27 protein-coding genes are annotated in these 23,157 nt (G+C 59.1%); 20 read left to right on the top strand and 7 right to left on the bottom strand.

Features of this window, described 5'->3' with window-relative positions:
• Positions 1-7 precede the first annotated feature (7 nt).
• From rseP to gloA, 8 genes are all read left to right on the top strand, one after another.
• Positions 8-1,120 carry an RIP metalloprotease RseP gene (gene rseP / locus AB2L51_RS08910; protein WP_395581056.1) on the top strand — a complete coding sequence of 371 codons (1,113 nt, stop codon included), beginning with the start codon at positions 8-10 and terminating at the stop codon, positions 1,118-1,120.
• A gap of 126 nt (positions 1,121-1,246) precedes the next feature.
• A complete protein-coding gene (gene bamA, locus AB2L51_RS08905) occupies positions 1,247-3,697 on the top strand; it encodes an outer membrane protein assembly factor BamA (RefSeq protein ID WP_475557842.1) in 2,451 nt (816 codons plus the stop codon).
• A gap of 4 nt (positions 3,698-3,701) precedes the next feature.
• Positions 3,702-4,574 carry an OmpH/Skp family outer membrane protein gene (locus tag AB2L51_RS08900; protein WP_395581057.1) on the top strand — a complete coding sequence of 291 codons (873 nt, stop codon included), beginning with the start codon at positions 3,702-3,704 and terminating at the stop codon, positions 4,572-4,574.
• Between the two features lie 2 nt (positions 4,575-4,576).
• Positions 4,577-5,662 carry a UDP-3-O-(3-hydroxymyristoyl)glucosamine N-acyltransferase gene (gene lpxD / locus AB2L51_RS08895; RefSeq protein WP_395581058.1) on the top strand — a complete coding sequence of 362 codons (1,086 nt, stop codon included), beginning with the start codon at positions 4,577-4,579 and terminating at the stop codon, positions 5,660-5,662.
• A gap of 45 nt (positions 5,663-5,707) precedes the next feature.
• Positions 5,708-6,184, top strand: a complete 477-nt coding sequence (fabZ, locus tag AB2L51_RS08890; RefSeq protein ID WP_166111007.1) for a 3-hydroxyacyl-ACP dehydratase FabZ — start codon at positions 5,708-5,710, stop codon at positions 6,182-6,184.
• Positions 6,185-6,314: 130 nt separating this feature from the next.
• A complete protein-coding gene (gene lpxA / locus AB2L51_RS08885; protein WP_395581234.1) occupies positions 6,315-7,172 on the top strand; it encodes an acyl-ACP--UDP-N-acetylglucosamine O-acyltransferase in 858 nt (285 codons plus the stop codon).
• A complete protein-coding gene (locus AB2L51_RS08880) occupies positions 7,169-8,017 on the top strand; it encodes an LpxI family protein (RefSeq protein ID WP_395581059.1) in 849 nt (282 codons plus the stop codon). Before lpxA ends, AB2L51_RS08880 begins: the two co-directional genes overlap by 4 nt.
• Positions 8,018-8,059: 42 nt before the next feature.
• Positions 8,060-8,449 carry a lactoylglutathione lyase gene (gloA, locus tag AB2L51_RS08875; RefSeq protein ID WP_395581060.1) on the top strand — a complete coding sequence of 130 codons (390 nt, stop codon included), beginning with the start codon at positions 8,060-8,062 and terminating at the stop codon, positions 8,447-8,449.
• An 8-nt stretch (positions 8,450-8,457) separates the two neighbouring features.
• On the opposite strand, the gene AB2L51_RS08870 is transcribed toward gloA, so the two are convergent.
• Complete coding sequence (locus AB2L51_RS08870; protein WP_395581061.1) at positions 8,458-8,985, bottom strand: hypothetical protein; 528 nt, start codon at positions 8,983-8,985, stop codon at positions 8,458-8,460.
• Positions 8,986-9,009: 24 nt separating this feature from the next.
• On the opposite strand from AB2L51_RS08870, the gene rpmH reads away from it, so the two are divergent.
• The 8 genes from rpmH to AB2L51_RS08830 all read left to right on the top strand — a co-directional run bounded on the left by rpmH (position 9,010) and on the right by AB2L51_RS08830 (position 15,884).
• A complete protein-coding gene (gene rpmH, locus AB2L51_RS08865; protein ID WP_081774758.1) occupies positions 9,010-9,144 on the top strand; it encodes a 50S ribosomal protein L34 in 135 nt (44 codons plus the stop codon).
• Positions 9,145-9,168: 24 nt separating this feature from the next.
• Entirely contained in the window at positions 9,169-9,549 is a 381-nt protein-coding gene (gene rnpA / locus AB2L51_RS08860; protein ID WP_086645211.1) for a ribonuclease P protein component, read from the top strand.
• Positions 9,550-9,675: 126 nt separating this feature from the next.
• The gene (gene yidC / locus AB2L51_RS08855; protein WP_395581062.1) at positions 9,676-11,448 is read left to right on the top strand and encodes a membrane protein insertase YidC; all 1,773 of its coding nucleotides are present in this window, start codon (positions 9,676-9,678) and stop codon (positions 11,446-11,448) included.
• On the top strand, positions 11,445-12,116 hold the full coding sequence (gene yihA, locus AB2L51_RS08850) for a ribosome biogenesis GTP-binding protein YihA/YsxC (protein WP_395581063.1): 672 nt from the start codon (positions 11,445-11,447) through the stop codon (positions 12,114-12,116). Before yidC ends, yihA begins: the two co-directional genes overlap by 4 nt.
• 39 nt (positions 12,117-12,155) lie before the next feature.
• Complete coding sequence (gene argB, locus AB2L51_RS08845; protein WP_395581064.1) at positions 12,156-13,073, top strand: acetylglutamate kinase; 918 nt, start codon at positions 12,156-12,158, stop codon at positions 13,071-13,073.
• Positions 13,074-13,208: 135 nt separating this feature from the next.
• Positions 13,209-14,057, top strand: coding sequence for a 2,3,4,5-tetrahydropyridine-2,6-dicarboxylate N-succinyltransferase (gene dapD, locus AB2L51_RS08840; RefSeq protein ID WP_395581065.1), 849 nt, complete (start codon positions 13,209-13,211; stop codon positions 14,055-14,057).
• Between the two features lie 31 nt (positions 14,058-14,088).
• Positions 14,089-15,264, top strand: a complete 1,176-nt coding sequence (dapE, locus tag AB2L51_RS08835) for a succinyl-diaminopimelate desuccinylase (RefSeq protein WP_395581066.1) — start codon at positions 14,089-14,091, stop codon at positions 15,262-15,264.
• On the top strand, positions 15,261-15,884 hold the full coding sequence (locus tag AB2L51_RS08830) for a hypothetical protein (RefSeq protein ID WP_395581067.1): 624 nt from the start codon (positions 15,261-15,263) through the stop codon (positions 15,882-15,884). The genes dapE and AB2L51_RS08830 overlap by 4 nt, the downstream gene beginning before the upstream one ends.
• 53 nt (positions 15,885-15,937) lie before the next feature.
• Here AB2L51_RS08830 and truA read toward each other — a convergent pair whose 3' ends face one another.
• From truA to def, 3 genes are read right to left on the bottom strand one after another with little or no spacing between them, the layout of a single operon-like run.
• Positions 15,938-16,741, bottom strand: coding sequence for a tRNA pseudouridine(38-40) synthase TruA (truA, locus tag AB2L51_RS08825; protein WP_395581068.1), 804 nt, complete (start codon positions 16,739-16,741; stop codon positions 15,938-15,940).
• On the bottom strand, positions 16,738-17,733 hold the full coding sequence (gene fmt / locus AB2L51_RS08820; RefSeq protein ID WP_395581069.1) for a methionyl-tRNA formyltransferase: 996 nt from the start codon (positions 17,731-17,733) through the stop codon (positions 16,738-16,740). The genes truA and fmt overlap by 4 nt, the downstream gene beginning before the upstream one ends.
• A gap of 18 nt (positions 17,734-17,751) precedes the next feature.
• Positions 17,752-18,312, bottom strand: coding sequence for a peptide deformylase (gene def, locus AB2L51_RS08815; RefSeq protein ID WP_395581070.1), 561 nt, complete (start codon positions 18,310-18,312; stop codon positions 17,752-17,754).
• A 249-nt stretch (positions 18,313-18,561) separates the two neighbouring features.
• Between def and AB2L51_RS08810 the strand changes: the two genes are divergently transcribed.
• Both AB2L51_RS08810 and AB2L51_RS08805 read left to right on the top strand, forming a co-directional pair.
• Positions 18,562-19,062, top strand: coding sequence for an Hsp20 family protein (locus AB2L51_RS08810; RefSeq protein ID WP_395581071.1), 501 nt, complete (start codon positions 18,562-18,564; stop codon positions 19,060-19,062).
• 19 nt (positions 19,063-19,081) lie between these two features.
• Positions 19,082-19,348: a hypothetical protein gene (locus tag AB2L51_RS08805; RefSeq protein ID WP_395581072.1), complete on the top strand. Its 267-nt coding sequence runs from the start codon at positions 19,082-19,084 to the stop codon at positions 19,346-19,348.
• Between the two features lie 74 nt (positions 19,349-19,422).
• On the opposite strand, the gene hpf is transcribed toward AB2L51_RS08805, so the two are convergent.
• Positions 19,423-20,037, bottom strand: coding sequence for a ribosome hibernation-promoting factor, HPF/YfiA family (hpf, locus tag AB2L51_RS08800; protein ID WP_395581073.1), 615 nt, complete (start codon positions 20,035-20,037; stop codon positions 19,423-19,425).
• 323 nt (positions 20,038-20,360) lie between these two features.
• Between hpf and AB2L51_RS08795 the strand changes: the two genes are divergently transcribed.
• Together AB2L51_RS08795 and AB2L51_RS08790 are read left to right on the top strand one after the other, a co-directional pair.
• Entirely contained in the window at positions 20,361-20,654 is a 294-nt protein-coding gene (locus AB2L51_RS08795; protein ID WP_395581074.1) for a hypothetical protein, read from the top strand.
• 22 nt (positions 20,655-20,676) lie between these two features.
• The gene (locus AB2L51_RS08790) at positions 20,677-21,531 is read left to right on the top strand and encodes an MOSC domain-containing protein (RefSeq protein ID WP_395581075.1); all 855 of its coding nucleotides are present in this window, start codon (positions 20,677-20,679) and stop codon (positions 21,529-21,531) included.
• Positions 21,532-21,596: 65 nt separating this feature from the next.
• Here AB2L51_RS08790 and lptB read toward each other — a convergent pair whose 3' ends face one another.
• Together lptB and AB2L51_RS08780 are read right to left on the bottom strand one after the other, a co-directional pair.
• Positions 21,597-22,418 (bottom strand): LPS export ABC transporter ATP-binding protein, encoded by an 822-nt coding sequence (gene lptB, locus AB2L51_RS08785; RefSeq protein WP_395581076.1) that lies wholly within the window; start codon positions 22,416-22,418, stop codon positions 21,597-21,599.
• A 2-nt stretch (positions 22,419-22,420) separates the two neighbouring features.
• The coding region (locus tag AB2L51_RS08780) for a hypothetical protein (RefSeq protein ID WP_400921574.1) at positions 22,421-23,157 on the bottom strand (737 nt) is incomplete at its 5' end.

Below are 23,157 nucleotides of genomic sequence, written 5' to 3'. Positions count from 1 at the left end.
CGGAGGAATGATGATACACGAATATCTACGCACCCTGATTTCCTTCGTTTTCGTGCTGGGCGTGCTGGTCACCTTTCACGAACTGGGGCATTACCTCGCTGCCCGCTGGCGCGGTGTGCATGTGGAGGTCTTTTCGCTCGGGTTTGGCCCGGCCCTGTTCAAATGGCGTGACCGGAGCGGGACGGAATGGCGTATCTGCCCGATTCCTCTTGGCGGATATGTGCGCCCGCACGGGTTTGATGACCCCGAGAATGCGACCGAAGAGCAGAAGGCCGCATGGATTCCGGGCCGGACTTTCCATGATAAATCCGTATGGTCACGCGCCATCGTTATTCTGGCCGGGCCGGTTTTTAACTTCATTCTGGCTTTTGGGCTGTTTGTGCTGCTGTTCGCCACGACTGGGCAGCCGCATGTGCGGAACGAGGTCGCCTCCGTCCTGCCCGGAAGTGCCGCGCAAAGTGCGGCCCTGCAGAAGGGTGACGTTATCCTGCGCATAGGCACGCACGATATCTCAGGGGTTGAGGACGCACAGGCCACAGTGGCGCAGGTACCGGGGCAGAAGACAACATTGCTGGTGCAGCGCAATGGCCAGTCGCTGGAAATCCCCCTGACCATTGGTTCCTCGCAGGATTCGCGTGGTGGGCCAGCACATGGCCTGCTGGGTGTGGTCTTTGCGGTTGAGCCGGGTAAGGCTCTGCCGTTGCCGCAGGCTGTCTCTGCCGGGGCTAAGGCCACGTGGAATACTATTGTGCAGACGCTCAATGGCGTGTGGCAGATTTTTAGCGGGCAGCATAGCGCGCGGGATTTGGGCGGTCCGCTCAAGATTGCGCAGCTTTCGGGGCAGGTTGCTCAATATGGGTTTGCCAGCCTGCTTTCCTTCATGGCGCTGCTGTCTGTTAATCTGGGTCTGATCAATCTCTTTCCCGTTCCGCTTCTTGATGGTGGACGTCTGGTTTTTTATGCCATAGAGGCAATAAGAGGGCGTCCGGTTTCCAAACGGGTGCAAGAGGTTAGTTTCCAGACCGGGTTTGCTGTGCTGGCGGGCCTGTTCTTGTTTTCGACGTTCAACGACCTGTCCAGCTTCGGGTTGTTCAGATGGATTGCAAGGCTCGCGGGATGATAGTGAACCGGGCGTGAAGGGAAGGCTTGCGTGACAAGGGTAATTTCGGATACGTCCCTTGCGGGCGAGACAGGAACGGGAGATAGGCTTCCGTGCTGAACCGACCCCGATGGAGGGAGGCAGATCTTGACGGGTAAACGTTCGGCCCTGTTCGTTTCTGTCTGCATGTTGCCTTTTTTCCTGCTTGAGGGACGGGGGGCTATGGCCGCCCGGAACCAGGACACACAGGCACCAGCAGCTGTTGTTGCATCGCCCGAGGGGGATGCCGAAAGTCCTCCAGCACCTCTGCCAGCTGCTCAGCCAGCCCCGGTGGGCGTGATTGATGAGATCCGCGTCTCAGGCAATACCCGTATCGAGACCAACACGGTCTTGTCCTACATGGTTGTCCGTCCGGGTGATCCGTTTACGCAGGATGACCTCGATCGTTCCCTGAAGACCCTGTATGCAACCGGGCTGTTCAAGGATGTGACCTTGCGGCGTGAGGGGAATACCCTCCTCGTCAAGCTCAAGGAAAACCCGATCGTCAACCGGATCGTGTTCGAGGGTAATCATGCCGCCAAGGATGAGGACCTGCGCAAGGTGCTCTCCCTGCGTCCGCGTGCGGTCTTCTCGGCGGAAACAACGGCGGATGACCGGCAGCGTATTCTGGAAGTCTATGCCCAGAAGTCCCGCTTTGCGGCTGTGGTGACACCCCAGATCGTGCGCCTTGCGCATAATCGTGTGGATGTGATCTTCCAGATCAATGAAGGCCCGAATACCAAAATCCGCAAAATCGCATTTGTTGGGAACAAGGCTTACAACGAGGCCGAATTGGCTGGCGCGATTTCCTCCAAGGAAACAGCCTGGTACCATTTTCTGGGTTCGTCTGACGAATATAACCCAGAACGTGTGAAGTATGACGGGGAGCTGCTGCGCCGGTTTTACCTGCATAACGGGTATGTTGATTTCCAGATCAAGGATATCAAGGGCGAACTTTCGCCTGACCGTAAATCCTTTTACATTACCATCACAATGGATGAGGGCATCCGCTACCGTCTGGGCAAGGTGGACATCCGCTCCAGCCTGCGGCACGTGCCTGCCAAGTCGCTGCGCAAGTATGTCGAACTGTTCCCGCACCAGTGGTATGACGGCAAGGCCGTGCAGGACAACGCGACCGACATGGAGGAACTGCTCCAGTCGGAAGGACATCCTTTTGCCGTGGTGCGTCCGGTCATTGCCCGCAACCCCGAAAAGCATATTGTCAATCTGCTCTTTGACGTAAGCGAAGGCCCACGCCGGTATATTGAGCGGATCGACATTAACGGCAACACCATTACGCAGGATAACGTGATCCGCCGGCAGCTTCCGTTTGCCGAGGGTGACCCCTACACAAGCAGCTACAAGAAATACGCCAAGGAAGGGGTCCAGGATCTGGGCTACTTCAAATCGGTGGATGTAAAGGACGCTCCGGGTTCCTCTCCCGACCGTGCCAACGTGTCCGTTAACGTTGTGGAGAAACCAACGGGCGAGTTCTCGCTTGGTGGTGGTTACTCCACCGACGTGGGTATTATTGGTAACGTCGGGCTCAAGCAGCACAACCTGCTGGGTACAGGGGTGGATGCCGGGTTCTCGGGGACTGTTTCGTACTACCAGAAGCAGGCGGACCTTTCCGTTACGGACCCGGTCTTCCTCGGGCGCAATCTGGTTGTCGGTGCGGATATCTTCTTCATCGAAAACAATTACCAGACGTATCAGAACTACTCGGAAGGGCGCTACGGTATTACCCTGCGCATGGGGTATTCGTATAACCGCTATCTTTCGCAGTCGTGGAACTACAGCCTGATCCGCCGCTGGGTAGGGGATATGTGGAGTGAATCCTCTCCCTATGTTCAGGAGCAGAAGGGCAAGTCGCTTCTTTCCCAGCTGAGTACCACGGTCATGTATGACCGGCGTGATAACCGCATGCAGCCGCATAGTGGTTACTTTGTCTCTGTGGGTGGGGACTTTGCCGGTATTGGCGGGGACGAAAATTACGTTCGCGGCAAGATCAACGGTGCTTACTACATTCCGCTTGACGACCTGACCAACAGCCATAACTGGACAATCATATTCCGTGGCGGCACCGGCTATCTTGCGGACTGGGGCAGCAACGGCCGTCATGATATTATCGATAACTTCTATCTGGGTGGTAATAACCTGCGTGGCTTCCTTGATGGTGGTGCAGGTCCACGAAGCGTAGGTAACGCAGCCCATCACTCCGAAGATCTGATCGGTGGGCGGTTCATGTACAACGCTACGGCGCAGCTGAACTTCCCGATCCCCTTCCTGACAGAAATGGGCGTGGGTGGCCGTGCCTTTGTGGATATGGGGTCCGTGGCCGGTTTGCGTGTGAAGCACCTCTACACCAACCCCGCGACTGCTGGTGCAAACTATACGGCCGTATCGGGTGACATGGTGAGTCCACGTGTCAGTGCAGGTGCAGGTTTTTCATGGAAAAGTCCGTTTGGCCTGCTGAATATTGACCTTGGTGTGCCGGTCAGACGCAGCTATAATGACCGTACACAGCTCCTTCGCTTCGGCTTCGGCCAGCAATTCTGAGGTAATGATGCGTTTCAGTTCAAAAGCTGCCCTTCTGGGGGCTGTTTGCCTTTCTTTTTCCGCAGCCCTCATCCCTGCTGCTCAGGCAGAAGGTGGGAATGGCTGGTTCGTGCCCAAAAGCCAGCCTGCAGCACAGGCACCGCATCCTGCCAGCCGTAATGCCGCTCCTGCTCCCGTTGCATTGCCCGCGCCTGCGGCTGATAGTCAGGAAGCAGCCGATCAGGCGCCTCCGGTTCTGCCCTTGCCGCCTATTCCCAGCGCCCCTGAAATTGCCAAGGAAGCGCCTCCGCCCACTACCATTATTGGTGTGATCAGCGTATCTGGCGTTATGCGCCAGACTTCTGCTGCCATGCAGGTGGAACGTGTTCTGGGTGCCCGCCGCGATGCGCTGGCACAGGATCTCCAGCATGAGCAGGCTGGCTGGCGTGATGAGCAGCAGACGTTGCAGGCTCAGGCCAAATCCCTGACATCTGACCAGATCCAGACCCGTGAACGCAGCCTTCAGGCCAAGGTCATGAAGGCGCAGCGCGACTTCCGCAACCGTAACCGGATTATTCAGGAAGCGGCTCAGGTTTCTCTGGGGCAGATCGAGCGTGAACTGGTGCAGGTTATCCAGAAAGTTGCCGCCGCGCACGGCATGAACCTGGTGCTGCATAGCGAGCAGGTCGCCCTGCATGTGGATGGTCAGGACATTACGAACGAAGTGGCGGCAAACCTGAACAAGGTTCTGCCTAGCGTCTTCATTCCCGATGCCAATGTAGACCCCGAAGAACTGGCAAAATCCGGCAAAATGCCTACAACGGCTGATGGGGACCCGCAGATGGTAGCGTCCGGTCCGGCTCCGGCGGCCCCTGCTACCCCCGCCGGGAAAAAATAAGCATGGTGGATTGCAGGGCGTCTTCCGGCCCGGCTGATCCGCGTTTTTTTACGCGCGTCGGACCTTTTGATGCATCGGTACTGGCAGAAGCAGCCGGTGCCGACCTGCGACCTCCCCGACAGGGGAGTTTTCCGCAGGAGGGGTATGTCGGCATAGCGCCCTTGCAGGTGGCCCGTGCGCGTGAGGTGAGTTTTCTGGATAACCGCCGCTATGCTCCACTGCTGGAACATACACAGGCTGGTCTGGTGATTGTTGCCCCAGCTTTTGCGGACAGGGTGCCAGAACATTCCGCAGCCCTTGTAACGGCCACGCCGTATCTGGCGTGGTCGCGCATTGCGCGGCTGTTTCATCCACGCCAGACGGGCAAGGGTGGTGTTCACCCTTCCGCAGTGGTAGATCCTTCCGCGGTTGTAGACCCCACGGCGGAGGTGGGACCTTTTGTGGTTATCGGGCCTGACGTGCAGGTTGGGGCTGGCTGTATTATTGGGTCTCATTCCGTTTTGGACCACGGTGTGCAGCTTGGTGCGGAATGTCGCATTGGCTCCATGGTGACGTTGTCTCATGCTCTGGTGGGGGACCGCGTTACCATTCTGCCCGGTGCGCGCATTGGGCAGGAAGGTTTTGGGTTTGCGGTCGGGCCTGAGGGGTTTGAGAGTGTACCCCAGCTTGGTCGTGTTATTATCGAGCATGACGTGGAAATTGGTGCCAACAGCACCATTGATCGCGGCTCGGTTAATGACACGGTCATTGGTGCGGGGTCCCGGCTCGATAATCTGGTCCAGATCGGGCATAATGCCCAGCTTGGGCGTTGCTGTATTGTGGTGTCGCAGGCTGGTATTTCTGGCTCCACGGTGCTCGAAGACTACGTAACGGTTGCCGCTCAGGCCGGTCTTATCGGTCACATCCGTATTGGTGCCAAGGCGCGCATTGGTGCGCAGTGTGGCGTCATGTCGGATGTAGAGAGTGGTGCAGATGTCATAGGTAGCCCCGCCATGCCGTTCCGGGAGTTTTTCCGTAACGTGGCGGTGCTGCGCAAGTTGGCAAAAAAAGCGTCTGGGTCGGCCAAGGGCGATTCAGACAAGGTATGAACTTATCCCGGATTGCGGTCCGGTACAGAGGGTGGTTTAGGGGACGTGGAGACACAACAAGAATCCCGGCAGGACGGCAAGACAATCGCACGGATTGATGTCAACCGTATCATGCAGGCGATTCCTCACAGGTATCCTTTCCTTCTGATCGACAGGATGGAAGATATTGTCCTGGGGGAAGAAGCAACTGGTATCAAGAATGTCTCGGTTAACGAACCGTTTTTTCCGGGGCACTTTCCCGGACGGCCCGTTATGCCCGGCGTCCTTATTGTGGAGGCCATGGCCCAGACTGCGGCAACGCTTGTTGTTCTGTCGCTCGGGGAAGCCTTTGAGGGCAAGCTCGTCTATTTCATGACGATCGAAGGGGCAAAGTTCCGCCGCCCCGTAGAGCCGGGTGACCAGCTGCGTATCCATGTGGTCAAGGAACGGCACCGCTCCAATGTATGGAAGTTCCGTGGGGAAGCGCGTGTTGATGGTGTTGTGGTTGCAGAAGCAACCTTTAGCGCCATGATCATGGGGTGATTTTTACGCTTGGTGTGCCGGTTGGCTCAAGATATGCTTCAGCCCGGTTCGCTTTTACCGGCCGGCAGTCTGGAGCATGCGCCCAGTGTTTCTGTGTTGCAGGTCAGGCGGAATATAAGGAACTGAAGTGGTGCACGCTGTAGAGGAAGCCAGGCAGACGCTTGTTCATCCAACGGCTCTGGTTGCCCCGGGGGCAAAGCTTGGGCAAGGCGTGGTTATTGGTCCGTGGTGCTCTGTTGGGCCAAATGCAGTTTTGGATGACGGGGTGGAACTGATCTCCCACGTTGTTGTGGATGGGCATACCCATCTGGGTGCGTATTCGCGCTACTTTCCGTTCTGCACGGTGGGTATGGCGCCACAGGATCTCAAATACAAAGGCGAGCCAACCCGGTGCGAGGTCGGGGCCCGTACGGTTGTGCGTGAGCATGTGACCATTCATCGGGGGACGGCCACAGGGTCTGGCGTTACGCGTGTTGGTCAGGATGTGCTCATCATGGCCAATGCGCATGTCGCGCATGATTGCGTGCTGGGTGACCGTGTGATCATTGTCAACAATGTGGTCATGGGTGGCCATGTGACGATTGGCAACGATGCACGGGTCATGGGGTCTGCCGCCATTCACCAGTTTGTCAGGATCGGGCATGCCGCGCTCGTGGGCGGAGTGGCCGGTGTTGAGGCCGATGTTATTCCTTATGGGAGTGTACTGGGTAACCGTGCCAGACTGATTGGCCTGCACTGGATATGGCTGCGCCGTAACGGTGTGCAGTCGGTCGAAATCCAGTTGATGCGCAAAGCCTTTTTTACCCTGTATCCCAAAGTCTGTGGCGATCTGTCCTTTCAGGCACGATTGGCGCATGTGCGTCAGACTTTTGGAGATAATGGCCGGATTCGGGAAATTCTGGATTTTATTGATGCTCCCAGCCATCGCGGGCTCGTGCGCCCTGCACGGGGTGGCGCTGCTGATCAGGCGGAAACCGAAGGCGCGTGAGTGCCCCGCCAACAGCGGTTGGCATTCTGGCAGGGGGAGGTCCTCTGCCAGCCAGAGTGGCAGAGGCAGCGCATGCCGCGGGCCGACCTGTTTTTATTATTGGATTTGAGGGGTTTGCCGACCCTGCCACGCTAGCACCCTGGCCGCATGAATGTGTGCGTCTGGGGGCTGCGGGCCGCATGTTGAGCCTGTTACGTGCCCATGCCTGTTCCGATCTGGTGCTGATCGGTCCTATCCGCCGTCCTTCCCTGCGTAGCCTTTACCCCGATGCCGAGGGGGCCCGTATTCTGGCGCGTCTTGGCAAAGCCCTGTTCGCAGGGGATGACGGCCTGCTGGCAGCCCTTGTGCGTATTCTGGGGGAAGAGGGTTTTCAGGTGCGTGGCGCACATGAATTTTTATCCCACTCCGTGGCTGAGGCAGGTGTGCTGGGCCAGTCAAGGCCGGATGCGCAGGCTCTGGCAGATATCAAGCACGGCGTAGCCGTTACCCAGGCACTCGGTCGGCTGGATATAGGGCAGGGCTGTGTGGTGCAGAACGGCGTTGTGCTGGCCGTGGAGGCTATGGAGGGTACGGATGCCATGCTGGCGCGCTCAGGGGTGTGTCGGCAGCCCGGAGATGGCGGTGTGCTAGTCAAGCTGCTCAAGCCGGGGCAGGAAAAAAGAGCCGATATGCCCACCATAGGGCCGACAACCCTGCGGAATGCACATGCGGCAGGCTTGCGCGGGATTGCGTTTGAGGCCGGGAACACCCTGTTAACAGACCGTGCCGCCTGTGTGGCGGAGGCCGAAAGGCTGGGTTTGTTCCTGATCGCCATAGATCCGGCAGAACTGCATTGCGTGGAATAACGGCGTAAAAGAGTTCTTTGTTAAGCTGAGGGGAGGAACATTATGTCCAGTTTTTTGCATACGATGGTGCGTGTTCGTAATCTGGAGCAGAGTCTGGCATTCTACACGCTGCTGGGTATGCGCGAGTTGCGTCGCCGTGATGTGCCAGAAGGCAAATACACCCTTGTTTTTATTGGCTTTGCAGATAACGCAGCAGGTCAGGCGGAAATTGAACTGACCTATAACTGGGGGCAGGACGATGGGTACGAGGTTGGTACAGGGTTTGGGCATTTTGCCATAGGCGTGGCTGACGTTGCCGCTGTTGTGGAACGTGTTCGCGCAGGGGGTGGCAAGGTGGTGCGGCCTGCCGGGCCAGTCAAGTTTGGAACCAGCATCATTGCGTTTGTGGAAGACCCGGACGGTTACAAGGTGGAACTGATCGAACGCCCGTAAGGCAGCGTTTAATCCGTTTTGCGCTGCTTGAGGCGGGCAGTCAGGCGGTCCAGCGAATCATTAATGGTTTCGGCCGCTTTTTTTGTCGCAGGGTCCGGGCTGAGCGCCAGTTGATCCGCAACCAGCATAACGGGCGAAATAATACCACGAATGTCATGGCGCAGCTTGGGGTCGTTCTCCCCTGAGGCTGCGACAGGGCTGGGTGAGGCGTCTTCCTGTCTGGTAGGGGCGGGTCCAGACTGACGTGTCGCTATCCATGCCGCACAGGCCCCTGCGAGCCCCACAATTACGGGGGTAAGCCTATGCGGCGCGTCTATCTCCACAGCCAGCAGGCAGGCCAGAACAGGCAGGCCGATAATGGCCGGAATGGCCCAGAAGCGGGTGGAGGAGAGAGGCATACGGCCTTCCATCATGCGGGTGATCGTGCGGGGAATGGGCGTGCGACTCTGCGCTGCACATTGACGTTCTTCTATCTGAACTTTATAAGCCGCGACTTCAAGAGAGAGTGGCTCGTACTGCGGCCACTGGCGAAGCATATTCAAACTGAAGGGAGTGCAGCCATGAAGCGCACTTATCAACCGTCCCGGCTGGTCCGCAAGCGTCGTCACGGGTTCCGCACCCGTTCGGCTACCGTTGGCGGCCGTCGTATTCTGGCAAACCGTCGTTCCAAGGGCCGCAAGCGTCTTTCCGCGTAAGCGTTGCCCGGCAGTCCGGTTTTGATGGACTGGTCTGAAGGTCAGGAGCAGCCAGCAGCAGGGGCGCAAGCGTCCATGCGGCTAAAGAAGAGAAAAGAATTTCTCTTCATGGCGGCCAAGGGGCGAAAAGCTCCAGTGTCTGGTCTTGTCCTTCAGCTTTTCAGGCGGCCCGATTCGGACCCTGCGCGTGTTGGTTTCACGGTAACCAAAAAAGTCGGGAATGCCGTGGTGCGTAACCGGGTGCGCCGCAGGTTGCGTGAGGTTGTGCGCAGAGTGGAAGCCGATACACCGTTAAATGGGCTTGATCTGGTGCTGATAGGGCGGGGTGCCACGCGCGACCGCTCTTTTGACGCACTGGTGGCCGATTTTCGGAAAGCGTTGAAACTCTGTATGCGGGAGTCGTGAATGTCCCGTCTTGCATTCCTGTCAATCCTGCGCTGGAACACGGTTGTGCCGTTCAAGACCGCCCCTTGGGGTGGGTGTTGAGTTTTCCACTTTTGTTATGTGCAGGGGGCCTGTAGGCCAGAGCTCATGGATTCAAAACGTCTCATACTGGCAACGCTGTTGTCAGCTCTGGTCCTTATCGGGTTTGATTACTTCTTTCCCCAGGCTCCGGCACACCAGCCTGCTCCGCAGGTAACGCAGAATGTGGCCAGCCAGACGGCTCCGGCCTCGGCGGCTGTGGCTGGCGCGGGTCAGGCAGCAACCGTGCAGGCGGCCAGTGCGGCGGTGGCGGATGTGCCTGATGGGCCGGATACCCGTATTGCCATTAATGCGCCGTCCGTTCAGGGGAGCATCAACCTGCGTGGTGCCCGGCTGGATGATCTGGTGCTCAAGCAGTACCGCGAAACCGTAAAGCCCAACAGCCCGGACGTACGCGTTCTCAGCCCTGTGGATACCAAGCGGGCTGATTATGTGGATTTTGGCTGGCGTGCCGCATCGTCCGATGTGCCGGTCGCCCTGCCTAACGCCCACACATTGTGGAAAGCCTCTGGCACGCAGCTTGATGGCGAACACCCGCTGACCCTGAGTTGGGACAACGGCGCAGGGCTGACGTTTGAAGTCGCTCTTGGGGTGGACAAGGACTATATGTTCACGGTCACCCAGCGCGTACACAATGCAACGGGGCAGAGCATTGCCCTGTACCCCTACTACCGTGTGAACCGTGGTTACACGCCGGAAGAAACCGGCGGCATGCTGGTGCATGAAGGCCCGATTTCGGTCATTGATGGCCGCCTGAACGAAGGGTCCTACAAGTCCGTCCGTAATGATGGTGTGCCGCCTGAAAACGTGGCCTGGAGCCATCAGGGCACAGGTGGCTGGGCCGGGATTACCGACAAGTACTGGCTTATGGCCATTGTGCCCGATCAGGCTGCCAGCGTGGTGGGGACGTATACGTGGCAGGCTGCGCAGACGCAGTATCAGGTCGGGTTTACGGCAACCGCTCCCATGCAGGTAGGTGCGGGGCAGACCATTTCCACGCAGGCGCATGTGTTTGCAGGGGCCAAGGAAGTGCGGCTGCTTGAGCAGTATGAGCACGACCTGCATATTCCGATGTTCTGGAAGGCCGTGGACTTCGGGTGGCTTTCCTTCCTGACCCGTCCTGTGTTTTTTGTGCTGGACTGGCTGAACAGCCATCTGGGCAGCTTTGGTCTGGCCCTGCTGACCTTTACGGTTATCGTGAAGGTGGCCTTCCTGCCGCTGACCATCAAGCAGATGCGCATGACCTGGAAGACCTCCCGCCTGAAGCCGCAGGTGGACCTGATCCGGGCACGCCACAAGGATGATCCGGTGGTGATGCAGCAGCAGATCATGATGCTGTATCGCAAGGAAAATGTCAGCCTGTTTGGTGGCTTCCTGCCTCTGTTCATTCAGGCTCCCGTGTTCTGGTGCCTTTACAAGGACCTGTATGTCACGATTGAAATGCGGCATGCGCCCTTTATCGGCTGGGTGAAGGACCTTTCTGCTCAGGACCCGACCAATATCTTCAATCTGTTCGGACTGATCCCCTTTGATCCGGCACAGATCCTGCCCATGCTCACGCTTGGGGCGTGGCCCATCATTTACGGTGCGACCATGTTTGTCATGCAGAAGGTCAGCGCCAGTTCCACCAGCATGGATCCCGCACAGCAGAAGGTGATGATGTTCATTCCGCTGCTGTTTACCTTCTTCATGGCGCGGCAGCCGGTGGGGCTGGTCATTTACTACTGCTGGAGCAACGTGCTGACCGCCATACAGCAGATTATCATCATGGGTCGGCTCAAGGCAGCGGACGCCAAGCCCCAACTGGTTGCCAAAAAATGACGTATCAAGAGCCTTCTTTCCGCGAACTGAAGGACGAAGCAGACATCGCCGCCGCTCTGGAAGAAGGGCGGCGGCTTTTTGCCGGTTCATGCGATTTTGTGTTTGGTGCCCAGAAGCTGGGCCAGTTGCCACCGCAGACACTGCCAGAAATCGCATTTGCCGGCCGCTCCAATGTAGGCAAGTCCAGCCTGATCAATACCCTTACAGGGCGCAAGACGCTGGCCCGCGCCTCGTCCGAGCCGGGGCGGACCAAGCAGCTCAACTTCTTTGATCTCGCACAGCGCCTGATGCTGGTGGACATGCCCGGTTACGGCTATGCCCGCGCTGCCAAGTCCGTAAAGGAAGACTGGCAGGAAATGATGTTCGATTACCTGCGTGGCCGCCCCAGCCTGCGCAGGGTCGTCCTGCTGCTGGATGCACGGGTGGAAATGAAAACGCATGATCAGGAGGTTATGAAGCTTCTGGACCGTGCGGCTGTCAGCTTTCAGGTTGTGCTGACCAAGTGTGATGATGTTAAGCCCACTGCACTGGCGCGCAAGCAGGCTGATGTAGAGGCTGAAATTGCACGCCATGCAGCCGCTTTTCCGCATCTTTCTCTTACCAGCAGCCAGACCGGGCTGGGTATTGAGGCATTGCGGGCGGAACTGGCAGAGTTTGCCCTGGCGTGATCAGGGATTATGGACAGACGACGGCAGGATTTTCACAGCATGACTGAACCGAGACTTCCTTCTACCGGCGACAAGCATGATGCTTTGCATGAAGCTGCCGTGCTGGCCAATGCCCTGCCGTATCTGCGGCGCTACGCGGGGGATACCATTGTGGTCAAGTACGGTGGCCACGCAATGGGGGATGTAGGGCTGGCCAAAACCTTCGGGCGGGATATTGCCCTGCTCAAGCAGGTGGGCATTAACCCGGTTGTGGTGCATGGGGGTGGCCCGCAGATCAACCAGATGCTCAAGCGGCTGGATATTCCCTCCCACTTCATTGACGGGCTGCGGGTTACGGACGCCAATGTGGTGGATGTGATCGAGATGGTTCTGGCGGGTTCGGTCAACAAGCAGGTGGCCGAGCTGATCTGCGAGGCCGGGGCTCTTGCCGTCGGGATTTCGGGCAAGGATGGCAAGATGATCACCGCCCGCAAGATGCGGCGCACCGTGCGGGATATGGACAGCCAGATCGAGCGTGTGCTGGATCTGGGTTTTGTGGGGGAACCGGTCAAGGTTGACCCGCGTGTGATCTATGCGCTCTCCGGTTCGGGGCTTATTCCGGTTATTGCTCCGGTAGGTCTTGGTGAAGATGGCGAGACCTATAACATTAATGCCGATACCGCAGCGGGTGCCGTGGCGGGGGCCGTGCATGCCACCCGCCTGCTGATGCTGACCGATGTTCCCGGCGTGCTGGACAGGCAGGGCAATCTTATTCCCGAACTGACCGCAGCACAGGCGCGTCAGGCCATTGAGGAAGGGGTGATTACCGGCGGCATGATCCCCAAGGTGGAAACCTGCATCGAGGCTGTGCAGGGTGGCGCAAGCGGGGCTGTTATCATTGATGGCCGCATGCCCCATGCCTGCCTGCTGGAACTGTTTACGGCCTCGGGCTCGGGCACGCTGATCCGCGCGGAATAAGGCTGCGCGGGCAGGGGTGACAGAACAAGACCTGACGTTGACAGGACAGGCCCCTGTCCGCATGGTCTTTTCCTCTTTTGTTGCCGGGCGGGCCTGTCGTCCGGGTTTATTTTTCATGTTTCTGATTGGTGTGCCATGACAGACGAAACCCTCCGCGCTCACATTGAAACCTTGTGGGAAGAGCGTGACCGCATTTCTTCCGCAACCGTGGGTAAAGACCGTGACGCCATTGAAGCAGCGCTTGAAGGGCTGGATTCAGGTCGCCTGCGTGTGGCTGCCCCGCAGGAAGATGGTTGGGTTGTGCATGAATGGCTGAAAAAAGCCGTACTGCTCTCCTTCCGTCTGAATGACAGCATTGTTCAGCCCGGTGGCGCAGCAGGCGCTCCGGCTTATGATAAGGTGCCCCTCAAGTTCGCTGGCTGGGATCAGGCCCGTTTTGACAAGGCCGGCTTCCGTGTGGTGCCCGGTGCGGTTGTGCGCCGTTCTGCCTTTATTGCTCCAGGGGTTGTGCTGATGCCGAGCTTTGTCAACGTTGGTGCCCGCGTGGATAGCGGGACCATGGTGGACACGTGGGCAACTGTTGGCAGCTGTGCGCAGATTGGCAAGAACTGCCATATCAGCGGTGGCGCAGGCATTGGTGGCGTGCTGGAGCCGTTGCAGGCTGCCCCGGTGATTATCGAGGACAACTGCTTTATCGGTGCCCGCTCCGAGGTGGCCGAAGGTGTTATTGTTGAACGGGGTTCCGTCCTGTCCATGGGTGTGTTCCTTGGGGCTTCCACCAAGATCGTAGACCGCGCAACGGGCGAAATCTACATGGGCCGCGTACCGGCCTATTCCGTGGTGGTGCCGGGCACCATGCCGTCTTCCAATCCGGTCGGCCCGGATGGTCGCCCTAACCCGGCACTGGCCTGTGCGGTGATTGTCAAGCGTGTTGATGAGCGCACCCGGTCCAAGACCTCCATCAACGACCTGCTGCGCGACTGAACACGCCAGACGTAAAGGACGAGACTGACGTATGACAAAGGCCACATCCGGTCCACTTCCGGCTGATCTGGCGTTAACAGACCCGCTGGGTGTGGCCCGTTTGCTCATCCGTCAACCGTCTGTTACTCCCGACCCCGGTGAATCCCAGCGCCTGCTGGGGGCCATGCTGGAGCGCCTTGGTTTTACCGTAACGCACCTGCCTTTTGGTGAAGGGGCAGAACGCACCCCCAACCTGTTTGCCCGTCTGGGGGAAGGTGCGCCCCATATCTGCTACGCAGGCCATACGGATGTAGTGCCTGCCGGGAATGAGGCAGACTGGACGCACCCTCCCTTTGCCGCCGATGTTGTGGACGGTGTGCTCTATGGCCGCGGTGCGTGCGACATGAAAGGCGGTATTGCCGCCTGCGTGGCTGCCATTGCGCGCCGGGTACAGAGCGGGGTCGGCAAAGGGTCCATCAGCCTGCTGATTACAGGCGATGAGGAAGGCCCAGCCACTTATGGCACCCAGAAGGTGCTGGAATGGATGGCCATACAGGGCCAGATTCCCGATTACTGTCTGGTGGGGGAGCCCACAAACCCTCAGACACTGGGCGAGATGGTCAAGGTAGGCCGCCGTGGCAGCCTGAACGCCCGTATTGTCGTCGAGGGTACGCAGGGGCATGTGGCCTACCCGCACCGGGCGGATAATCCCGTGCATCGCCTGCTTGCGGTGCTGGCCGCTCTGCGCGCTGCGCTGCTGGACCATGGTTCGGAGTATTTTGAGCCCTCAAACCTTCAGGTCACCAGTCTGGATGTGGGGAATACGGCCACCAATCTTATTCCCGCACGGGCGGAAGCACGGCTGAACATCCGGTTTAATGACCTGCACACCGGTGCGGCCCTTGGTGGGTGGATCAGAACCGTATGCGCCCAGCATGCACCACGCGCACAGGTGAAGATCAGCATGAGCGGCGAATCCTTTTTTGCTCCACCAGGGGCGGAAATGGCCGTGCTGCAAGAGGCCATTACAGGTGTGACCGGGCTTTCTCCCAAGCTGGACACGGGCGGGGGCACGTCGGATGCGCGCTTTATTGCCCGTTACTGCCCGGTTGCGGAGTTTGGTCTGGTCGGGGCCAGTATCCACAAGGTGGATGAACATGCCGCTGTTGCCGACATGGAAAAACTGACCCGGATTTACGAAGCCTTTTTAAAAGGGGTAGGGGTGTGATCCCAGATACAGGCAAGTTGGGCGCGGTCCGGCGTATAGTGCAGGGCATGTTGCAGTTGGCCGCTGGCAAGCGGGAAGGTCTGGCCTGTTTTGAAGGCACGCCAGACGCCTTTGGCGCAGCCCTTGCGCCACAGCTGGCCTGCATACTGGTGGGGGGGATTCAGGTCTTCCTGCTGCCAGATAAAGTCATGTCCGCGATCAAGCTGCTCCTTTCCCTTTGCGTCATGTTTCTGCCTGCGGTCATTTCCCATTTTTATGCCCAGCGCTGGGGGCGTGGCGCACTCTGGCTGCGCTACATAACAGCCGCAACATGGTGTGGCTGGGTTGTGGTGCTGATCTCGCTGGCCTGTGCGGTTATTGCGGCTGTTATGACGCCGGACATCGCGCGCCAGCAGGTTTTTATCGGGGCGCTGGCATTATGTGCCGCAGCGTATGAACTGTGGCTGCAATGGTTTGTGGCCAGGGTGGGGCTGGGTATTTCCGGCGGTCGGGCTGCGTTGCTGTATGTGTCCATTCTGGTGGCATCAGCCGCGCTCTATGGGCTGGCCGCACTGCTGCCCCCGCATTACATGGTTATTCACGACCTGCTTCAGCCTATGGTGACTGTTAAGGCAAAGTAAGGGAGATACCTTTTTTGCCTTAAGGTCCGGATGTGAACCGCCGGTAAGGTGGCTTATGTGCGGTTTTGTGGGACCAGGCTGGCAAATGGGTCTGGCTCATAGCCAACACCATTTAAGTATAAGCCATCTGGCGGGGCTGTGGGGCCAGCGGCACTGCGGTCGCGCGCAGCCAGAGCCAGAGCCACCCGTTCGGGCTCCCATGCGCCGGTTCCCACCTTTTTGAGTGTCCCCACCATGTTGCGGACCTGATGGTGCAAAAATGATCGGGCCTTGGCAAACACCACCACTTCATCCCCTTCACGCGTAATGTCCAGCTGGTCCAGTGTGCGGACAGGGCTGTTGGCCTGACAGGCCACGGCGCGGAAGGATGTAAAATCGTGCAGGCCGAGCAGCATGTTGGCGGCCTGCTGCATGCGGTGCACATCCAGCGGGGATTTAACATGCCAGACATGGCCTTCGGCCAGAGCAGGGCGTGTGCGCCTGTTGAGAATACGGTAGCGATAAGAACGCCATGTGGCAGAAAACCGGGCGCTCCAGTCCAGACTGACCGGGGCCGCATCCAGCACAACCACGGCATGGGGTTTAAGGTGGTAGCTCAACCCCTCCCGCACGGAATAGCTGGAAAAACTGGCATCCGCCGGGAAGTCCAGATGCGCGACCTGCGCAAGCGCATGCACGCCAGAATCCGTGCGTCCCGCTGTAATGCTGGGCACGGGCCTGCCACCGGCAAGGCGAAAAGCGGCTTCTTCCAGCAAAGCCTGAACAGACAGGCCGGAAGCCTGCCTTTGCCAGCCGACAAGCCCACGTCCGTCATATTCCAGTTGAACAGCCCAGCGCTGGATGGCGGGGGTGGTCATGGGGTGCTGTCAGGTGCGGGGGTGCCAAGGCATGTGCCCGCAGGCAGGGGTTGCCCGCGCAGGAATGCATCGGCTTCCATCATGCCGCGACCGGGGCGTTGCAGGCGGGTCAGGCGGATGCAGCCTGTGGCACAGGCCACGGTTAGCTGGTCGTCCACAATCGTGCCGGGCTGCTGTGCAACCGGGTTGCGGGGCAGAGGTATGCCCCCCCCGATTTTGATAACAGTACCATCTTCCAGCGTGGTGAAGGTGCCGGGCCAAGGCGTGAGGGCACGGATCTGACGGTCAATGGTTGTGGCGTCCTGCGTCCAGTCAATACGGCCGTCTTCGCGCGTCAGGCGGGGGGCGTAGGTTACGCCTGTATCTGGCTGTACCTGCCGTGCCGGGCGGCTTGCGGCTATGCGGGCCTGTGTATCTGCCGTGTCGGATTCGGTCGGGGGGAAGTCCTGCAATACCCGCAGCACCATTTCTCCCCCCAGAGTGCTCAGGGCGTCGTGCAGGGTGGAGGCGGTTGTCTTGTCTGTAATGGGTACGGCCTCACGCAGCAGCATGGGGCCTGTGTCCAGCCCGGCTTCCATCTGCATGATGGTCACACCACTTTGGGTATCTCCGGCCAGAATGGAACTCTGGATCGGGGATGCTCCCCGCCAGCGGGGCAGCAGGCTGGCATGGATGTTCAGGCAGCCCAGCCGGGGAGCGTCCAGCATGGTCTGGGGCAGGATCAGCCCGTACGCAGCAACAATGGCGGCATCGGCCTCCAGTGCTGCAAACTCTTCCCATTCCTGCGGATTCTTGCGCAGTGAAAGCGGGTGGCGCACAGGCAGGCCAAGCTCCTGTGCGGCCTGCTGCACGGGGGATGCACGTAGCGCCTTGCCCCGCCCGGCCGGGCGGGGGGGCTGGGAATATACGGCAACAATATCGTGCCCGGCGGCATGGAGTGCTTTTAGGGCGGGTACGGCAAAATCTGGCGTACCCATGAAAACAAGACGCATCGGGCGGGATTTTTCCACTTAGTTGCGTTTCAGGTCCTTGGCCAGACGGCGCAGGATCATGTTGCGGCGCAGGGCGGACAGGTGGTCCACAAACAGAACCCCCTCAAGGTGGTCAAGCTCGTGCTGGATGCAGGTAGCCAGCAGCCCATCCACATCGCGCTCCTGTCTGTCGCCATGAATGGTCTGCCAGCGCACACGCACTTTTTCGGGGCGGACCACTTCGGCGTACTGGCTGGGGAGGGAAAGGCAGCCTTCTTCCCGTGTGGTCATTTCTTCCGTTTCGGCCACAATTTCCGGGTTGATCAGGATCATGGGCTCGCGGTTTTCTTTTTCGCCCAGATCAATCAGAACAAACCGCTGGCTCAGGCCAACCTGCGGGGCGGCCAGTCCAATGCCGGGGGCCTGATACATGGCCGCAAACATGCCGGGGAGAACCTTCTGGATTTCCGCCATGTCTTCGGGTTTGACCAGTCTGGCTTTCTGGCGCAGCACGGGGTGGGGCGGCGTCAGGATGGTCAGGGGGGCCGCTTTATCCGAGGCAGCGGAAAATACGGCGTCTGTCAGGGCTGCGTTTGTCATACAGCCGGATTTAGCGTTCCGTTGTGGTGGATGCCAGCACAAAACGGCATGAAAAGCCTTTCTGATACAAAAAATCTGTAACTTTGCCGCCACAATATGGCGTGCAGACCACAGTGTGTGCCCATCAGGCCATAATGAAGCGGGACACAGGGTTGCGTGTGCCCGCTTCTATCCCATATCGTGAAGAGACCGGATGCCGTGGCGGGTCCGGTTTTATACGTCTCGCTCAGAAAGGAGGAGGCTTGTACGATGTCAGGCAGGCTTTTTGGCTCGCCCATGTTTTTGGGTTTTGATCATCTGGAACAGATGCTGGAGCGCGCCAGTAAGGGTTCGGGTGACGGGTATCCACCTTACAACATAGAGCAGATAGCCCCCAACGGCCTGCGTATTACCCTTGCGGTTGCCGGTTTTCGGATGGAAGATCTCCAGATCACGCAAGAGGACAACCAGCTTGTTATCCGTGGGCGTCAGGCGGAAGAGGGGGAAGAGCGTGTTTACCTGCATCGTGGTATTGCCTCCCGCCAGTTCCAGAAGGCGTTTGTGCTGGCCGAGGGAATAGAAATCGGCGGAGCATGGCTGGATAACGGGCTGCTGCATATTGACCTGTTCCGCCCTCAGCCCGAGGTCAGGGTCAAGCAGATCGAAATTATGCAGGGTGGGCAAAAAGGGCAGGCTGGTGCGAGCACTGGCGTTAAGCCCCGGCCCACGCCGCGTATGCTGCATCCGGTTATGGATGTGGATGGTAGTTGAAACCCGAAAGGAGGACGCAATGAAAAGCAGCATGCAGGGTGGTTACATGCAAGCTGGCCTGCCGCAGGCCGAACGTGTGGCGGATGTGCGGCAACTTTCGGATATGCAGTTCCGCTCCCTTGGGCTGAGCAAGGTTGCCTATACGCGCCCGGCTACTCTGGAGGACGGCGAGGAAGGCTGCGCCATTTATGCAGCCGACGGGTCGCTGCTGGCCGTGGTGGATGACATGGAAACAGCATGGGGCGCCATTGTGCAGAATGACATGGTGCCAGCCTCTCTCCAGTAACCCGTGATGACGGGATTATAAAAAAAGGACCGGTTTGCGCCGGTCCTTTTTTATTAGGGTCATGGCCCGCCAGATCAGGCTGGAGGGGCATCCAGCGGGGCTGTGTCCAGCCAGCCGATATTGCCATCGTCCCGGCGGTAAACAAGGCTGATATGGCGGCTGGCCGAATTGCGGAAAAGCAGGAAGTTCTGGCCCGCCAGATCCAGCCGCATCACGGCCTCACCCACCGAGAGCACGGGAATATCCGCAGGCTGTTCGGCAATAATGGTGGCAAAGGTTTCCTCATCCGCTGTCAGGGGGGCGGAGGAGGGCGTGTCTGTTTCGAGTTCTTCTTCTATGGGTTGCAGAATATAGGAACGTGCGCGTTCGGGCAGTTCCTGCCGGGTGGTGGAACGGGCGTGGGAGGTTACGCGCTTGTGGTAACGGCGCAGGCGCTTGGCAATGTGCTCGGCAGCGTCATCAAAGGCGGCATTGGCATCTGCGGCCTCGCCTTCTCCGCGCAGGACCAGACCACGACCGGCCTTTACGTTGATGTCGCATGTAAAAAAGGAACGGGCTTTACCAAAGGTGACCTGCGCCTGTAGCCCTGTATCAAAATATCGCTCTGCAAGATTGCCCAGATGGGTGTTAACCCGATGTTTCAGGGCGTCGGAAAGATCAATCTGTTTACCGGAAACCTGAATATGCATAGGACATCGTTCCTTGCGACTGGCAGGACGGTCCATCCTCGAAGCAGCTTCAGTGCGCCTTCAGGCGACACTGCGGAGCAATGGACTGGCCTGTGTGGCATTGCAGGCGGGGCCTGCAATGTTTCACCCTGTATTTGGGCATGGGTAAGGTGTTTATGTCCATGCCTTTATTACAGATATAATGCAAAGCTTTGCCCGCTGGTTGCATGGCCGGGGCGTTGGATAGAAATATAAAGGCGCATGGCAGGCTTGTCGCCAGCCCCACCCTGTGCCTACACAGGATATGCAGGTCTTACACGTTGTCATCCGGATATTTGCCCACCATGCTTTTACGTTCCGCTCCACCTGAGCATATGCCCAAAATGCCGCGTGGCTGGGGGTGGCAGATCAAGCTGGGGTGCCTTGCGGCCCTTGTGGCGTTGTATGGCGGCTTTATGTGGCATGTTACACACCAGAAAATACGCCCGGTCATGGAGCGGGTGGATATTCCGGTAACTGTTGTGGTCACCCCCAGACAGGCAGCGCCACCAGCACCCCCCATAACCATGCTTCCACCGCCACCGCTGGCTGTGGCGGTTCCTCCGGTTCTGCCGGGGGTTGCGGCGCAGCATCCCTGAGTGCCTGAACTGGAGATAGGGTGTGAGTGAACTATGCGTGACCAGCCTGCATATCTACCCGGTCAAGGGATTGCATGGGCTTTCTCCCCCCATGGCCATGCTCAGTCCCTGGGGGCTGGATGGTGACCGCCGGTGGATGGTGGTGGACCCCGATGGCAGGTTCATAACCCAGCGCACCTGCCGCGCCATGGCGCTGGTGACACCTATTCCCACGGCGGAGGGGCTTACGCTCACCCGTGCGCGCATGCAGCCCTGCCCGGTGCGTTTTCCCGGCTCCGAAGCCCCCATGGCGGTGGTGACGGTCTGGAAGGATCAGGTACAGGCGCGGGATGCGGGCGATATGGTCGCGGCATGGCTGGAACAGGCGCTGGGGCAACCGTGCCGTCTGGTGTGGATGCACCGGCCAGAGCTGGCACGTATCCGCCAGCTTGGCGCGCAGCAACGCCCTGTTTCGTTTGCGGATGGCTACCCGCTCCTGCTGGCCAACACCGCCTCGCTGGATGAGCTGAATACACGCCTGCCCGCTGGGCAGGGGGTGCCCATGACCCGCTTCAGGGCCAATATTGTGCTGAGTGGCGCACAGCCCTGGGCGGAGGACGGGTGGAGGCGTTTATCCATTGGCGGGAGTGTTGTGGTGCGTGTGCTCGCCCCGTGCTCGCGCTGTGTGGTTACATCCATCGACCAGAATACGGCGCAGGTGCCCAACCCCAAGGAACCACTGGCCACACTGGCCAGCTTCCGGCGTGCGCAGGGTGGAGTTATGTTTGCGCAGAATGCAGTGGTGGAAAAAGGTGGGCTGATCAGCGTGGGGGATAAGGCCCAAGTGCTGGAGGAAGGCCCTTCCAACCTGCTGGACACGCAGGGTATGCTGGCCTGAACAAAGCCGGGGGGCATCAGAGCCCTGTATCCTCCGGTTCCACCATGTCTGCTGCGGGTGCCGGGCTAGAGCGAGAAGCTGTCGCCCAGATAAACGCGCCGGACGTCCTCATGCGCGACAATTTCTTCCGGCACACCCTGCATCAGCACCTGTCCGCTATGCATGATGTAGGCGCGGTCAATCACTTCGAGTGTTTCACGCACGTTGTGGTCGGTAATCAGCACCCCGATCCCGCGGTCCTTGAGGTGGGAAACCAGATCACGGATTTCGCCCACGGCAATGGGGTCAATCCCGGCCAGAGGTTCGTCAAGCAGGATGTAATGCGGCTGGCTGGCCAGAGCGCGTGCGATTTCCAGCCGTCTGCGCTCCCCACCGGACAGGGCGAGGGATGGGGAGTGGCGCAGGCGGGTAATGCCAAACTCGTTGAGCAGCCCATCCAGCATGACCTGCCGCTGGTCGGGGTCGGGTTCAACCACCTCCAGTGCCGCCATAATGTTCTGCTCCACATTCAGGCCCCGAAAAATGCTGGCTTCCTGCGGCAGGTAACCAATGCCAAGGCGTGCGCGCCGGTACATGGGGAGCTGGGTAATGTCGGCCCCATCCAGCGTAATGGTGCCGGTATCGGGCTGGACCAGCCCTACAATCATGTAAAAACTGGTGGTTTTGCCCGCGCCGTTAGGGCCAAGCAGACCAACGGCTTCCCCCCGATGGACTTCGAGCGAGACGTTTTTGACCACCTGACGCTTTTTGTAGCTTTTGCCAAGGTCATGGGCGATCAGGCCGTGGCCTGACTTGTGGGGGGCGCTCAGGTCAATGGGTTCTGGGCCAATGCTTACAACTTCTTCGCGCACCGTTTCTTCGGACGTCCAGCTTACTTCCCGGTTCATTGTTACTTCCTGTCCGATGAATCGCCATTATTGGGAACAATCAATCCGCTGACCCGGCCACCGGGCCGTTCCGTCATGGTGGCGATACCCGTGTGCATGTTGATAATGGCCGCAGCCCCCTGAATCTGGTTTGGCCCGCGTGTAATGTGCACGTTGCCAACAATGCGGGCTATGCCCGAATCCGGTACATACACGCCGCGATCGCCGGTTACGATTTCGGTCTGGGTGCGGACCCACACATGGCCGAAGGCATTAACCTTTTCCAGCTTGTTGGAGCCGGAGGCAAGGGGGTCATCCGAAGTGCCGGTTTTGTTCTGGCCGGAAGTTTCCGTCTTGGGGGTGTCGACCTGGGAACTGTACCCTACAAGCACATCGGCCCGGATCTGCCTGTGATCATCCGTGGTGACGGTGGCGTCTCCCCGACCAATGGAAATATGCTGCTGCGAGTAGTATTCCATGGAATCACGCGCGGTCAGCACATCCTGCGGAGTTGTCAGCCGGAGGTTTTTGCCGGTCATGATCAGCACGGCCTTGTCCATATCATAAACTGCCTTATCCCCCCATGCCTGATCGGTATCGGTAAAGATATGGACGTGGCCTATGGCTTCCAGCCGGTAGATTTCGTTCGAACCGGAGTCCTGATCATCAGCGGTCTTGCCGTCACCCGTTGTGGCGGTGGCGGCAGGGGCGGTGGTGCCCGGCGGCGTTGCCGTTGTGGTGGACGGGGCCGGGTCGGGGG

The organism is Acetobacter fabarum (assembly GCF_040702925.2).
In the GTDB taxonomy this organism is placed as follows: Bacteria; Pseudomonadota; Alphaproteobacteria; order Acetobacterales; family Acetobacteraceae; genus Acetobacter; species Acetobacter fabarum_B.
This window is presented reverse-complemented; position numbering and strand designations above follow the sequence as displayed.